Source organism: Desulfosoma profundi, from assembly GCF_055387865.1.
Map to the genome: position 1 here is coordinate 2,927,085 of NZ_AP042420.1, position 14,692 is coordinate 2,941,776.

Sequence of the window (14,692 nt, forward strand, 5' to 3'; positions counted from 1 at the left end):
GAGACAATTTTGTCTCGGCCGTCCAGGCCGACATGAAGAGCGGATGGGAAAACGTGCCGGGTGGTGCATCTGGCCCGGAAATTGCCTTCAACGGAAATGATCGTGAAGATCCCTAAACATTCTCTGACAAGGAGGACAGTGCATGACGCCTCAGGAAGTGATGGCCTTCGCCAAAGAACACAACGCCCAGATGGTGGATTTTCGTTTCTTGGACTTTCCCGGCATCTGGCAGCACTTTACCGTACCGATCTGCGAATTGGATGAATCGTCCTTCGAAGATGGGTTTGGCTTCGATGGGTCCAGCATCCGCGGCTGGCAGCCTATCAATGCCAGCGACATGCTGGTCATCCCCGACCCGGACACCGCCGTCATGGATCCTTTCTTCCAGGTGCCGACCCTCACCCTCATCTGCAACATTGTGGATCCGGTGACCAAAGAACGCTACACGCGAGATCCGCGCTACATCGCCCATAAGGCCGAATCCTACCTCAAGTTCACCGGCATCGGGGATACTGCCTATTTCGGTCCGGAAGCGGAATTTTTCATCTTCGACGACATCCGGTATGCCTCGGCGGCCCATTACGGATATTACTTCATTGATTCGGAAGAGGGCATCTGGAACAGCGGTCGGGAGGAAAACCCCAACCTCGGCTACAAGCCGCGTCATAAGGAAGGCTATTTCCCCGTGCCACCCACGGATGCCTTGCAGGACATCCGCACGGAAATGGTCCTCATGATGCAGCAGGTCGGCATCCAGGTGGAATGTCAGCACCACGAAGTGGCCACGGCGGGCCAGGCGGAAATCGATATGCGTTTTGCGCCCTTGGTCAAGATGGGCGACCAGCTCATGTGGTTTAAGTACATCATCAAGAACGTGGCCCGAAAACACAAAAAGACAGTGACCTTCATGCCCAAACCCCTCTATGGGGACAACGGCTCGGGCATGCACACCCACCTGAGTATTTGGAAGGACGGCAAACCGCTGTTCGCTGGGGACCGCTATGCGGGGTTGAGTGAAATGGCGCTGCACGCCGTCGGGGGCGTGTTGCGCCATGCGGCGGCGCTGTGCGCCTTTACCAACCCCACAACCAATTCCTACAAGCGGCTTGTGCCCGGCTACGAAGCTCCCGTGAATCTGGCCTATTCCAGTCGAAATCGAAGCGCTTCCATCCGTATCCCCATGTATTCCCCGTCGCCCAAGGCGAAACGGATCGAGATCCGCTTTCCCGACCCCTCGTGCAACGGGTACCTTGCCTTCAGCGCCCTGCTCATGGCTGCCCTGGACGGCATCGAAAACCGCATCGATCCCGGAGAGCCTTTGGACAGGGACATTTATGCCCTCAGCCCGGAAGAACTGGCCAATGTGCCGTCCACGCCGGGGTCTCTCGAAGAAGCCTTAAGGGCCCTGGAAAAGGATCACGATTTCCTGCTGAAGGGTGATGTGTTTACCGAAGATGTGATTTCGAAATGGCTGGAATACAAGCGATCGAACGAGGTGGATCCCGTTCGGTTGCGCCCCCACCCCTACGAGTTCATGCTCTACTTCGATATCTAAGCCGATTGCGTTCTATCCTGCTGTGCGGCGCCTCCCCTTCTGCCCGGCCTCTCCCCTTTCTAAAGGGGGGGGGAGGCCGAAGGGGGCGCGGAGAAAGGCGGTTGGAAAGCGACTTCAGACGTTCTCTTCCCAGAAGAATTACGCCCTGCGCCCAATGAAAAAGAGCCGATGTTCCTTGGCCACTTATCCACGGGGCTCCCCGCGGTCTCGGCGGGTTTCCCAACCCTCAGGAAACGGTGCAGAATGGCGGAACACGCGTTTTTCTTCTGAAATAATATGTTCGACTAACTTGCGCGGAGACAAAGGAAAAGACGGAGAAGACCACATTTTGCTTTTTTTTGGCGGGCACCCGGGCAGCGCCGAAAAATCATCGGGAGGTCGGGGAGCCGTCGGGCCCGGGGGGTGTGCCACCGGGCGACGGCCCCCCGGAAACATCAGCAACGGGTTGCCGCCTTAAGGGAACGGGCGTACCGGGCGACGCGCTCGGCCAGATCCGGGGCGTGGAGGTGTTCTTCAATGAGCCGTTCGAAGGCGCTGCCCACCACGGCGCCTTCGGCGGCACGGCACACGGCCGCGACATGTTCCGGTTGGGAAATGCCGAACCCCACGCAGACGGGAAGGGCGCTCACCTGTTTGAGGCGTGCCGCGGTGGCGGCCACCTCTGCGAGGTCCAAGCCGGCACTCCCCGTGACCCCCGTCATGGACACAAGATAAAGAAAGCCGGATGCCTCCCGGGCGATGGCCGCCATGCGGTCCGTGGGAGTCGTGGGCGCCACGAGCCGGATGAAATCCAGTCGGTTCCCCGACCAGTGATCCAGAAATTCCCGAGATTCTTCAGGAGGAAGATCCACCACGAGGACAGCGTCCGCTCCGGCCCGAACGCTTTCTTCGTAAAACCGTCGGCCTCCCATGGCCAGGATGGGGTTGTAATAACTGAAGATCACCACTGGGATGGGGCTCCACGCGCGCAGGGACCGACACATGTCCAAAGTTTTTTCCAGGGTCATGCCGCCGGCCAGAGCGCGTCCGGAAGAACGCTGAATCACGGGGCCGTCGGCCGTGGGGTCGGAGAAGGGCACACCGAGCTCGAGAATGTCCACGCCGCCTTCCGTGAGGGCCCGAAGAATCTGGAGCGATGTTTCCGGGTCGGGATCGCCCGCCGTCACAAAACCCACCAAAGCGCCTTCGCCTTTTTCCTTCAGCCGCTGAAAAGTCTCTTCCAATCGACTCATGGTCGGTCCCTTTCCTCATGATCCTTGAAGACAATACTCAAGTCTTTATCGCCGCGGCCGGAAAGATTGATGATAAGGATGTCGTCCGGGCGTCTTCGTGCCGCTTCCTTCATGGCGTGGGCCACGGCGTGGGCGCTTTCCAGGGCGGGGATGATGCCTTCCAATGTGGACAATGCCCGAAAAGCGTCCAACGCCTCTTGGTCCGTCACGGACACGTAGCGGGCTCGGCCGCTTTCTTTCAACCATGCGTGTTCGGGACCGACCCCCGGATAATCCAACCCTGCGGAAATGGAATGGGCTTCCAGGATTTGCCCGTGCCGATCCTGAAGGACATAGGACTTGGAGCCATGGAGCACCCCAATGGAGCCGGCACCCAGAGTGGCCGCATGTTTTCCTGTTTCGATGCCTTTGCCCGCCGCTTCTACACCGATCATCTCCACCGGGTCGTCCAGGAAGGGGTAGAAAAGGCCCATGGCGTTACTCCCGCCGCCGACGCAGGCGATGAGCGCATCCGGTAAACGTCCTTCCCGTTCCAGTATCCCGCGGCGGGCCTCATCCCCGATGACTCTTTGGAAATCGCGAACCATCATGGGGTAGGGGTGGGGTCCGGCCACGGATCCGATGACATAGAAGGTGTCGCGGACAGCACCCACCCAGTACCGCATGGCTTCGTTCATGGCGTCCTTGAGTGTCCCTGTGCCCGATGCCACAGGGACGACGCGGGCGCCCAGAAGTTCCATGCGGCGGACGTTGGGGGCTTGGCGCTTTACGTCTTCTGTTCCCATGAACACGCGGCATTCCATGCCGAACAGGGCCGCTGCGGTGGCGGTGGCCACACCGTGCTGGCCGGCGCCCGTTTCCGCGATGACTTTGGTTTTGCCCATGCGATAAGCCAAAAGGACTTGGCCGAGGGTGTTGTTGATCTTGTGGGCGCCGGTGTGGGCGAGATCTTCCCGCTTGAGGTAAATCTTTGCGCCGCCGCAATGGGCCGTCAGGCGCCGAGCGAGGTACAGGGGGGTGGGCCGTCCGGCGTATTCGCAAAGCAGCCGGTCAAAGGCGTCATGAAAAGAAGGATCCTTTCTGGCGGCGTCGTAGGCGGCTTCCAGCTCCAGCAGGGCCGGCATGAGGGTTTCGGCCACGTATCGGCCGCCGAAAGGACCGAAATGGCCCCTGGCGTCCGGGGCGGGTTCTCGGGATGTCCGTGAAGAAATATCTGGGGCGCGGGATGATGCCGGGATCGGGTTCATGCGAAGATACCTCCTTTTGTAAGGCGCGGCCGAAGCCGACGCACGGTGTTCACGAAACGTTCCATCTTTTCCGGATCCTTTTGACCCGGGCGGCTTTCCACACCGGAACTCACATCCACACCGGAGGGGTCCGCGGCGAGGATGGCCTCCCGGACATTTTCCGGGGTGAGCCCTCCCGCGATGATTACGGGGGCGGTGGACACGGCGCCGCGCGCCCGGGCCCAATCCCACACCAGGGCGTTCCCGCCGGGCCTGTGGGACCCGGCGCATTCCACGAGAAACGCTGTGGGGGCATACGCCCCATGAGCGTCAAGCCCGGGTTGTCGGTTGATGAAAAGGGTCTTGAGGACGCGAAGGCCGGCATCTTGGAAACGCCGGACATCTTCGGGGGATTCGGTTCCGTGAAGTTGAACGGCGTGGAGTCCGACGGCCCGTGCCGTGGCGAGCACTTCTGGAAAAGGGACGTCCACAAACACCCCGACGGCGGCCATACCGGAAGGCAGGACGGAGACGATCCGGCGGGCGGTGGAGACGTCCACATGGCGCGGGCTTTTAGGGTAGAAAACCAATCCCACGGCCTGGATGTCCAGAGCGGCGGCGGCTCGGGCCTGTTCGACGGTGGTGATCCCGCAGATTTTGATATCCATCGCCTCCTCTCGTTTTTCCAAAAACGCTGTCTCGCTCATGCGGCCAAAGCCGCCCCGGCCTTACTTTCTCTATGGAGTCGCCTCCGGGTGGAGGAGAGATCTAACGGCCGCTTCCGGATCTGACGCTCGGACCAGAGTTTCTCCGACGAGGAAATGATATATCCCTGCCGCCACAAGGCGTTCGATATCCGCGCGGTGCCGAATGCCGCTCTCGGCCACCACGATTCGATCCCTGGGGATCCGGGATCGAAGTCGAATGGAGGTTTCCAGGGACGTGGTGAACGTTTTCAGGTTTCGGTTGTTGACGCCGAGGATGCGGGCGCCACATGCCAGGGCGATGTCCAGCTCCGGTTCGTCGTGCACTTCGGTGAGGGCGGCCAGACCCAAAGCGTCGCACAGATCCAGGGCGTCCCGGAGGAATTCGGGGGAGACCGCCCGCACAATGAAGAGCACGGCATCGGCCTCGGCGGCACGTGCTTCATAGATCTGGTATTCGCTCACCGTGAAATCCTTCCGAAGGACAGGAAGCGACACGGCTTTCCTCGCGACGGCCAGGTCATCGAGGGATCCCATGAAAAATGGGCCGTCCGTAAGGACAGACAAAGCGGCCGCTCCCCCGCGAGCGTAGGCTCGAGCGACCTCGGCGGGGTCCAGGTCCGGCCGGATGGGCCCCTTGGACGGCGAGGCGCGTTTAATTTCCGCGATGATGTACACGGGCGAGGTCCCGTTCCGAGGGGCATTGTCCGCAAAAGCGCCGAGTGCTGCGGCGAACGGCCGTGGCGGCGGCATGGCTTCCGCCACCCGACGAAGGTCCGCCAAAGGGGTTCGGGCCGCCCGAGCCGCGATTTCCGCGCGTTTGGCCTCGAGGATTTGAGAAAGAAAATCGGGCATCGTCAGAAACTCCTTACCACCTTTGGTTATGCGATCGCCCCTGCCCTTTCCTGGGTGAAGCGGATGAGGCTGTCCAGTCTGCTCCGAGCGACCCCCGAATCCAGGCTCTGTTCGGCGAGGCGTACCCCTTCCCGGAGATCCTCGGCGGAACCGGCGGCGACCAAAGCCGCCGCCGCGTTCAAGACGACCACATCGCGGCATGGACCTGGGGAGCCGTCCAAAACCGATCGCAAGATCCGGGCGTTGTCTTCCGGCGAACCGCCCCGGAGGGCCTCCTGAGGAGCGGAGCGACCCAGGATCCTTTCCGGATCCAGGTCGTAAGTGCGAATGAGCCCGTCCTGGAGCTCTGTAATCCGGGTCGGCGCGCACACGCTGATTTCGTCCAAACCATCGTGGCCGTGGACCACGAAGGCGCGACGTGTCCCCAAGAGCTGGAGGGCTCTGGCGAACATTTCCGTCAATTCCGGGGCAAACACGCCGAGCACTTGACAATTGGCCCCCGCGGGATTGGTCAGCGGTCCCAGCATGTTGAAAATGGACCGGATACCCACTTCCTTGCGGGCTTTGGCCGCGAAACGCATGGCACCATGGTAAAGCGGGGCGAAAAGAAAGCCGATGCCGATTTCACCGATGGCTTCTTCCACCACTTCCGGATCCACATCCAACCGCACGCCCAAGGCTTCCAATACATCGGCGCTCCCGCATCGGCTCGAAACCGAGCGATTGCCGTGTTTGGCCACCGTCACGCCACAGCCGGCGACCACGAACGCCGCAGCCGTGGAGATGTTGAATGTGTGCGCGCCGTCTCCTCCTGTGCCGCACGTATCCACTACCGTGGGCGCCGTGACGTGCAGCCGATGGGCCTTGCGCCGCATGGTCCGGGCGGCTCCGGCCAGCTCGGCGAAGGTTTCTCCTTTCGTGGCCAGGGCGGCCATGAACGCCCCGATCTGTGCGTCCGTCAGCGCTCCAGACATGAGCTCATCCATAAGGGCGCTCATTTCTTCTTCTGTAAGATCAATGCGTCGGGTGATGCGTCGAAGCAATTCAGCAAACACGGGGATTCCCTCCATGCCCGTTCAGGAAATTGCGCAAGAGCCGTTTTCCCACGGGCGTCATAATGGATTCGGGGTGGAATTGAATGCCTTCGCAAGGGTACGTTTTATGCCGGATACCCATGATCTCGCCGTCGTCGGCTTCGGCGCTGATTTCCAGACACTCGGGAAGCGCCGTGCGTTCCACGGCTAGGGAATGGTAGCGCATGGCTTGAAACGGCCCGGAAATGCCCCGGTATATGCCGCGCCCGTCAGGCTGCACCATGGACGTCTTGCCGTGCATGAGGGACCGTGCGGCGCCGACTCGCCCGCCGAAGGCCACCGCGATCGCTTGATGGCCTAAACAGACCCCCAGGATGGGCACCGAGGGGGCTGCGGCGCGGATGAGGGACACCGACACCCCGGCATCTTCCGGGCGGCCGGGGCCGGGGGAGATGACAATGCCCTGGGGACGCCAGGACAAAATGTCTTCCACGGTGACCGCGTCGTTCCGCACCACCCGCACGTCGGCTCCGAGCATCTGGAGATACTGGACCAGGTTGTAAGTGAAAGAATCGTAGTTGTCGATCATCACGATCATGGCGGGTCCTCCTGTGTTTCATGACTTCGAGGCTTCCGCCTCTCGAAGCAAGGCCACGGCCCTGAGCATGGCTTGGGCCTTGTTCACGGTCTCTTCGTATTCCCGTTCCGGGACGGAATCCGCCACGATGCCCGCCCCGGTCTGGACGGTCATCGTGTCCTGATGCAGGACCGCCGTCCGGATGGTGATGGCGAGATCCATGTTTCCTGTATAGGCGATGTAGCCGACGGCACCGCCATACGGGCCGCGGGGTGTGGGTTCCAAAGCGGCGATGATTTCCATGGCCCGGATTTTGGGAGCGCCGGTGAGCGTCCCCGCGGGGAACGTGGCCTTCAGGAGATCCCACGCATCGCAGTGACGCCTCAGATCACAGGTGATGTTGGAAACCAGGTGCATCACGTGAGAGTATCGTTCCACGACCATGAGGTCGGTCACCTGGACGGTGCCGGTTTCGGCGACCCGGCCCAAGTCATTACGGCCCAGGTCCACGAGCATGAGGTGTTCCGCGCGTTCTTTGGGGTCCTTGAGCAGTTCGTCGGCCAGGCGCCGATCGTCCTGTTCCGTCATGCCTCGAGGGCGCGTGCCCGCGATGGGCCGCAGAGTGGCCACGCCGTTTTCCAGGCGAACCATGGTCTCCGGCGACGAGCCCACGAGGATGCGGTCGTCCAGTTCCATGAAGAACATGTACGGGGAAGGATTGATGTAGCGCTGAGCGCGGTAGAGGAGCCATGGATCGGGTGCCGGCCGGAGGACGAATGGCTGGGAAATCACCGTCTGGATGACGTCTCCGGCCGTGATATGGTCCTTGACGGTGCGCACCATGGCAAGAAAATCGTCCCGGCTCACCAGGGAACGGAAATCATCCCCAGGTGTTCCACCTCCTTTGCCGACCCGTCCAAGGGAAGATGCCGGGGCCGACAGGGCCATGGGCAGGGAAGGGACGGCTAAAGGCTCGGCAAGTGACCGGGCCAGCGTTTCCAGCCGCGCGGCGGCTTCTTCGTATTGTCTTGCCGGATCGTCGGCCTCGTCCCGACGGAAGACGGGGACGAGGAGCGTGAGGGTATGTCGCACGTTGTCGAAGATGAGCAGCTCGTCCGTCATGACAAAATGACCGAGCGGGGCATCGGGGGGCAGGGCGTTGGGAATCTTTTCAAAAAAGGAAACAGTTTCATAGGCGAACCATCCCAAGAGGCCGCCCCAGAACCGAGGAAGACCTGGTACCGAAACCGGCCGGTAAGGCGCCATGAGTTCCCGAAGAACTCTCAAAGGATCCCCGTGGTGGTCCACCCGGCGCACCGAGCCGTCGTTCGTCCACTCGATGTGGTCTCGATACACGCGCACATGGCGGGAAGCCGATGTCCCGAGGAAGCTGTAGCGGCCCCACCGTTCACCGCCTTCCACACTTTCCAGGAGAAAGACGGGGCGGCCGGGGCGACGGATTTTGGCCAAGGCGGACACCGGGGTTTCCGTATCGGCCAGGATATCGCAACAGACGGGGACGAGGTTTCCCCGGGCGAACATCTCCGTGAATTCTTGTCGGGTCGGGTAAAAGCTCAGCTTCATGGTGGAAGGCTCCGTTGGTCATCGGGAAACGGCGGCGGGCGCGGACCGGCCGGGATCCTGGAGTGCCGGCGCATGGGCGTAAAGTTGCGCCAGCGGGGCGATCTCTTCGCACAGCCTCCTGAACTGATCCGGATAGAGCGACTGGGCCCCGTCGCTCAGGGCCTCCTCCGGCCGGTGATGAACTTCCACCATCAGCCCGTTGGCACCCACGGCAACCGCGGCCCGGCTCAGTGGGATCACCTGGTCACGGCGCCCGCACGCGTGGCTGGGATCCACAATGATGGGCAAATGGCTCTCCTTGCGCACCACGGGCACCGCCGAAAGATCCAAAGTGTTTCGGCTGTGGTCCGTAAAGGTGCGGATGCCGCGCTCGCACAGGATCACATTGGAATTGCCTCCTTCTAAGATGTATTCCGCGGCCATGAGCCATTCTTCCAACGTGGCGGCCATGCCGCGTTTCAGGAGAACCGGCTTGTATGAATGGCCGGCGCGGCGAAGCAGCGTGAAATTTTGCATGTTGCGGGCCCCGATCTGAACGATGTCCGCCACCTCTTCCACCAGGTCATAGACCGTGTGATCCAGCGCTTCGGTGACGATGGGCAGGCCGGTTTCCCGACGGACCTTGTCAAGGATCCTCAGCGCTTCTTCTCCCAAGCCCTGAAACGCATAAGGAGACGTGCGCGGCTTGAAGGCGCCGCCGCGAAACAGGTGGGCTCCGGCACGTTTCACATGACGGGCGATGGTCAGGGCCTGTTCTTCACTTTCCACGGCACACGGGCCGGCGATGATCACCACCGACCCGTTACCGATGCGTACGTCCCCGACGGTCACCACGGTATCCTGCGGGTGGAATTCTCGGCTGACCAACTTATACGGCCGAGTCACCGGGATGGCTTCCTTGACCCCTGGAAGGCCCAGGACCCAGTTGGGATCCACCGGACCTCGGTTGTGGAGGATGCCGATGGCCATGCGTTCTCCGCCCTGAATGGGTCGGGCACTGTAGCCTCGTGCTTCGATGGCCCGCACCACATGGGCGACCTCTTCCGGTGTGGCTTCTTTGTGCATCACAACAAGCATGGAGGACCTCCTCTGAGCGTGTGGCGTCCATCCGGTCCGATCGGCCGGATCAACGAAAAAAGGCCGAGGGATGAACTCCCACGGCCTGACGACGAAATAAGAAGACCGTGGGCCGGGTGGCCCACGGTCTCGATGGCTTCCTTACTGCCGGTGGTCTAAAGTGACGCACCCCCGTCGGCGCACCCGTGCACAACGCACCACCACCAGCACCACCAGAAACGAGCGTTTTGCGTTGTCATGAGCGGATTCACCATCTGCGCCTTTCGGTTTGTCGGGGATATGTCCTTTCGTGACGTCCTCTGCCTAATGCCGGAAAGAGGGTCTTGTCAAGAAAATTTTTAGCCGTCGGGTTGCCCCCATTCTTTTTTCCTAGGAAAAAGCCCGATGAGCTGCGCCATCCGTCGCTGCACGCCATTCCTCCACAACCACGGTGGGGAAACGACCCAGGGTGCGACAACTCACCGGGGACGACGGCCTCGGCGGCCTTGCTCCTGCGAGACCTTCGGTCGAGATCTTTTCCGGCGGGCCTGCGGTTTCATGAAATCAACCCGGATGAACTCGTGCTTATTCACAAACCGCACAAAAAGCGGATAGATATTCAATTCCTTTTGGACCACGGCCCGCACCTGCTCCAAGGTGGAATACTTGCTGATGCCGAATTTGCGGTAATCGTCCGTCTTGATATACAGAGCCATGGTCGCCCTCCCTGCTTTGAATCCCGAAGATTTCAATGCTATTCTAACAATCGCTCAGTCATTGTCAAAAGCATTGCACGGGCCGAGGAGACATGACGGCGCAGACCCTGGAAGGTCAAGTGGAACGGATTACGTTTGCCGGCGAAGCAGACGGTTACAGCGTGTTGCGCCTGAAAGTGCGTGGCCGACGGGATCTGGTGACCGTGGTGGGATCGTTCGTTTCCGTCGTGCCCGGCGAGGTCCTGCGCCTTCGCGGCGCTTGGACGCGGCATCCCAAATATGGCGAACAGTTCCGGGCGGAACACTACGAAACCTTGTCTCCTGACACCGTGGAAGGGATCCGCAAATACCTGGGTTCGGGCCTGATCAAAGGGATCGGGCCGGAAATGGCCAAGCGCATCGTGAAAGCCTTCGGCGCCTCGACCCTTGATGTCATCGACACGCAGCCGGAACGGCTGCTTCAGGTGGATGGCGTCGGGCCCAAGCGACTGAAGATGATCATCAAGGCGTGGGACGATCAAAAAGAAATCCGGGAAGTCATGATCTTCCTCAAAAGCCATGGGGTGAGCGCGGCCCTGGCGACGCGCATCTTTAAGGAATACGGGAAAGAATCCCTCACAGTCTTGAGGGAAAACCCGTATCGGACGGCCATGGAGGTTTCCGGAATCGGGTTTGTGACGGCGGACAAGATCGCCCGGAACTTGGGTTTCGGCCCCGATTCGGAAAAACGTGCCGAGGCGGGCCTCCACTACGTGCTTTTTCGGGCCGCCGAAGAGGGCCATGTGTGTCTTCCACGGAACCGCCTTTTGGACGAAGCGGGAAAACTTTTGGAAACCCCCGTGGATGTGCTGGAAAAGGGGTTGGAGGCGCTTGCGGCCACCGGCCGTGTCGTTTTGGAGTCAGTGCCGGAGCCAGTGGCCGGATCCATGGGGGATGCGGTGATTGTATTCCTCCGGGGCTATCATGTGGCCGAAACCCAATTGGCGGGCCGGTTGAGCTATTTGACCTCGTTCGCCAAACGTTTTCCCCCGGCCAAGATTGACGACGCCGTGACCGCCGTTACGTCACGACTGCCGTTTCCTTTGGCCCCACTTCAGCTGGAAGCCGTCCGCAAAGCGCTCACCGAGAAGGTCATGGTCATTACGGGCGGTCCCGGCACGGGAAAGACCACGTTGGTCAAGGCGGTCTGCGCCGCTTACAGACGACTGGGGGCTCGCGTGGCTTTGACGGCACCGACGGGACGGGCGGCTAAGCGGTTGAGTGAAACCACAGGCCACGACGCCGCCACCATTCACCGGCTCTTGGAATACAGCCCCGCCACCGGGGGATTTCAGCGAAATGAACAAAGGCCTTTGACGGCCGACTGTCTCATCGTGGACGAAGCGTCCATGCTGGATACGCTCCTGGCCCATCATCTGCTCAAAGCCGTGGCGCCCAAGACCACCGTGATTTTTGTCGGGGACGTGGATCAATTGCCGTCGGTCGGGGCTGGAAACGTCCTCCAGGACATCATCGCCTCCCAGGTTTTTCCCGTAGTCCGTTTGACTGAGATCTTCCGGCAGGCTCGGCAGAGCCTGATCGTCGTCAACGCCCATCGCATCCGGGAAGGGTCTTTCCCGATCAATGGGAGCGCTCAGGAAGGGCGCTTGTCGGACTTCTATTTCATCGAAAAGGACGATCCGGAAGAAGTCCTTCGGGTGGTGGTGGAACTGTGCACCAGCCGGATTCCCAAGCGGTTCGGCATGGATCCCGTGGACGACATTCAGGTGCTCAGTCCCATGCATCGCGGCGTTGTGGGTGCCCAGCGGCTGAACCAGATCCTTCAGGAGGCGCTCAACCCCAAAGGGCACGCCGTGGAGCGCGCGGGAAAAGTGTACCGCGTGGGGGACAAGGTCATGCAGCTTCGCAACAACTACGACAAAGAGGTGTTCAACGGAGATTTGGGCCGCATCCGTGCCGTGGACGAAGAAAACCAGGAAATCCGGGTGCTCATGGACGGCCGTGAGGTGACCTACGACTTTTCGGAACTGGACGAGATGACGCACGCTTATGCCGTGAGCGTTCACAAGTCTCAGGGAAGCGAGTATCCCGCGGTGGTGGTTCCCATTGTGACCCAACATTACATGATGCTGCAGCGCAATCTCCTCTATACGGCGGTCACTCGGGGCCGGAAACTGGTGGTTCTGGTGGGATCACGCAAGGCTCTGGCCATTGCGGTGCGGAATGATCGGATCCAAAAGCGCCATACGCTGCTCGCTTCACGGTTGAACGCGACGGTGAATCCGGGACCGCGGGTTTTTCCCCGATGAGCGGGGAGGGTGCACGCGGCGCACAGCGCTGGGCTCCGGGGGAATCCCCCGCCTCGCTGAGCGTGCTTGATCTCGAGAAGAATCCAGGAGCGGGAAAAATGGCTTTTGCCGAAGTCTTCCGAAACGTGTGGCGCGGCGGCTTTCCCGTGGAAGAAGGCGCCTTGGGGGCCATTTTGGCGCGGTGGGCTCCGGTGCACATCGTGGGGCATCCCACATTCCGTAACGCCGACAACATCGGGGCGGAACTGCGCCGGGTCATGGAGGCGGCTTTGGCTGCTTACCCGCATGAGCGCCTCGCGTTCGTGGTTTCCGACGGCACATGGACTTTGGATGTCCCGGATACATCCACACTGGATGCCGCTGAATCTGCGGCGCGGGACTTCTTGGCAAGCCTCGATGAATCTTCCCGGGATCGAATCTTGGTCGCCTTGACCCCCTATGACGGTTATCGAGGTGATCGGACACCCGGTAAAGGAAGTGCCCTCAAACTCCTTTTCGACGAGACCGCCCATTGCTCGACCATGGAAACCCTTACCCTGCTCGACGGCGACCTGCGAAATGATTTTCACCCGTGGTTTCGCACCTTCGCCGCCGTGATCTCGGACCATCATGCGGCGTGGCCGGATCGGCACTTCTTCATCACGGCCCGATACGCCCGCCATTTTGTGGACGCGTCGCTGACGCGCTTCATCGTCGGCCCGCTCACCACCTTGATGGGATGCTACGTGCCCGGAGGGATTTCCGGAGACATCGTCCTTTCTTCCGGGGCTGTCCGACACGAACGGGAAGCTTTCTGGGACGACGCCCGCCGTCGCTACGGCACAGACATCGCCACCACCTTTGACAATATCGCGGATCCCGAAACGGTGATCTATGAAGTCTATCTGGGCGCCAAGCTTCACGACATCACCGATGAAGCCAAGCTGTCCGTGATGCCGGGAGAGGTCATCGGGTCGGCTCTCCATCGGCTGCTTCACTACGAAGATCAAGACGGTCGGATCACCCGGCTTTTAATTTCCCAGGAACCGCTAAAGCGGCCGGTAATCTGGGGACCGGAAAAGACCGGCATCGCCTTCATCGATCCCGGCTTCACGGACGTGTTCGACGTGGACCGGAAGCGCGAAACGCTCATTTCGGGCTTTTCGCGGTACGAAAAGGCCATGAAACAAACCTTGAATCCCGATACTTTTCTCGAGATTCGGGATCGAGTGCATGCCCTTCAAAACGCTTCGGCCCGGGACGCCGACCCGGTGCAATTTTTGGGGGTGACCCGGAACTTCTGGATCCGCCTACTCTACGAAAGTTTAGGCCATCTGCTGGCCTTCCGAGACGTGGATGCCGTCAAAGACTGCCTCAATTATCTTTATACGGCGGCTTTTCTTGAGTTCTGCCGGGAAAAGCTCGAGCTTTTAGGGGCGCGGACATACGGCGCCGTGCGTGCCATGCAAAAAAGACTGGGAGTGCCGCCTGAAGACGCCGAAAGGTTTTACCGGGAAGAAGTGGACGCTGTGGTGGAAACCATGGCCTTGACTTTTTATCAGGGAAGGCGGTCCATTCTGGATGAGATCCGACGGCGGACCTCTCGCAACACTCGTTAACTTCTCACCTGTATCCGCGCGATCCGCGCCACCGCTTTATTGTTTTTGGAATCGCGCCTTGCCTCAGCCGATGATCCCGTAGGGGCCGGCCCCGGGCCTGCCATGAATCGGTGCGGTCCATCGGATCAGGGCGGAGCCTCGTATCGGCGCGGCCACGGGGTTCATCCCGACGAGGAGAACACTGCCGCGGATAAGGTTCGGCATAACCATAAACCTGAACCCGTGGAACGAGACGGCGCGAGCTCA

The 14,692-nt window shown here is 60.8% G+C and carries 12 protein-coding genes; 3 read left to right on the top strand and 9 right to left on the bottom strand.

Annotated features, from left to right (window positions below; all coding sequences use genetic code 11):
• Positions 1–142: 142 nt before the first annotated feature.
• On the top strand, positions 143–1,555 hold the full coding sequence (gene glnA, locus ACZ5K9_RS12630; protein ID WP_464271689.1) for a type I glutamate--ammonia ligase: 1,413 nt from the start codon (positions 143–145) through the stop codon (positions 1,553–1,555).
• A 434-nt stretch (positions 1,556–1,989) separates the two neighbouring features.
• On the opposite strand, the gene trpA is transcribed toward glnA, so the two are convergent.
• From trpA to ACZ5K9_RS12675, 9 genes are all read right to left on the bottom strand, one after another.
• Positions 1,990–2,787: a tryptophan synthase subunit alpha gene (gene trpA, locus ACZ5K9_RS12635; protein WP_464271690.1), complete on the bottom strand. Its 798-nt coding sequence runs from the start codon at positions 2,785–2,787 to the stop codon at positions 1,990–1,992.
• Positions 2,784–4,034 carry a tryptophan synthase subunit beta gene (gene trpB, locus ACZ5K9_RS12640; protein WP_464271691.1) on the bottom strand — a complete coding sequence of 417 codons (1,251 nt, stop codon included), beginning with the start codon at positions 4,032–4,034 and terminating at the stop codon, positions 2,784–2,786. The genes trpA and trpB overlap by 4 nt, the downstream gene beginning before the upstream one ends.
• Entirely contained in the window at positions 4,031–4,681 is a 651-nt protein-coding gene (locus tag ACZ5K9_RS12645; protein ID WP_464271692.1) for a phosphoribosylanthranilate isomerase, read from the bottom strand. Before ACZ5K9_RS12645 ends, trpB begins: the two co-directional genes overlap by 4 nt.
• Before the next feature lie 69 nt (positions 4,682–4,750).
• Positions 4,751–5,572 (bottom strand): indole-3-glycerol phosphate synthase TrpC, encoded by an 822-nt coding sequence (gene trpC / locus ACZ5K9_RS12650; protein WP_464271693.1) that lies wholly within the window; start codon positions 5,570–5,572, stop codon positions 4,751–4,753.
• Between the two features lie 26 nt (positions 5,573–5,598).
• Positions 5,599–6,627, bottom strand: coding sequence for an anthranilate phosphoribosyltransferase (trpD, locus tag ACZ5K9_RS12655; protein ID WP_464271694.1), 1,029 nt, complete (start codon positions 6,625–6,627; stop codon positions 5,599–5,601).
• On the bottom strand, positions 6,617–7,204 hold the full coding sequence (locus ACZ5K9_RS12660; RefSeq protein ID WP_464271695.1) for an anthranilate synthase component II: 588 nt from the start codon (positions 7,202–7,204) through the stop codon (positions 6,617–6,619). Before ACZ5K9_RS12660 ends, trpD begins: the two co-directional genes overlap by 11 nt.
• Positions 7,205–7,222: 18 nt before the next feature.
• Positions 7,223–8,767, bottom strand: coding sequence for an anthranilate synthase component I family protein (locus ACZ5K9_RS12665; protein WP_464271696.1), 1,545 nt, complete (start codon positions 8,765–8,767; stop codon positions 7,223–7,225).
• Between the two features lie 18 nt (positions 8,768–8,785).
• A complete protein-coding gene (gene aroF / locus ACZ5K9_RS12670) occupies positions 8,786–9,844 on the bottom strand; it encodes a 3-deoxy-7-phosphoheptulonate synthase (protein ID WP_464271697.1) in 1,059 nt (352 codons plus the stop codon).
• A gap of 458 nt (positions 9,845–10,302) precedes the next feature.
• Positions 10,303–10,539, bottom strand: coding sequence for a hypothetical protein (locus ACZ5K9_RS12675; protein ID WP_464271698.1), 237 nt, complete (start codon positions 10,537–10,539; stop codon positions 10,303–10,305).
• 92 nt (positions 10,540–10,631) lie between these two features.
• On the opposite strand from ACZ5K9_RS12675, the gene recD2 reads away from it, so the two are divergent.
• Together recD2 and ACZ5K9_RS12685 are read left to right on the top strand one after the other, a co-directional pair.
• Positions 10,632–12,848, top strand: coding sequence for an SF1B family DNA helicase RecD2 (recD2, locus tag ACZ5K9_RS12680; RefSeq protein WP_464271699.1), 2,217 nt, complete (start codon positions 10,632–10,634; stop codon positions 12,846–12,848).
• Between the two features lie 98 nt (positions 12,849–12,946).
• Positions 12,947–14,446, top strand: coding sequence for a hypothetical protein (locus tag ACZ5K9_RS12685; protein ID WP_464271700.1), 1,500 nt, complete (start codon positions 12,947–12,949; stop codon positions 14,444–14,446).
• Positions 14,447–14,692 lie beyond the last annotated feature (246 nt).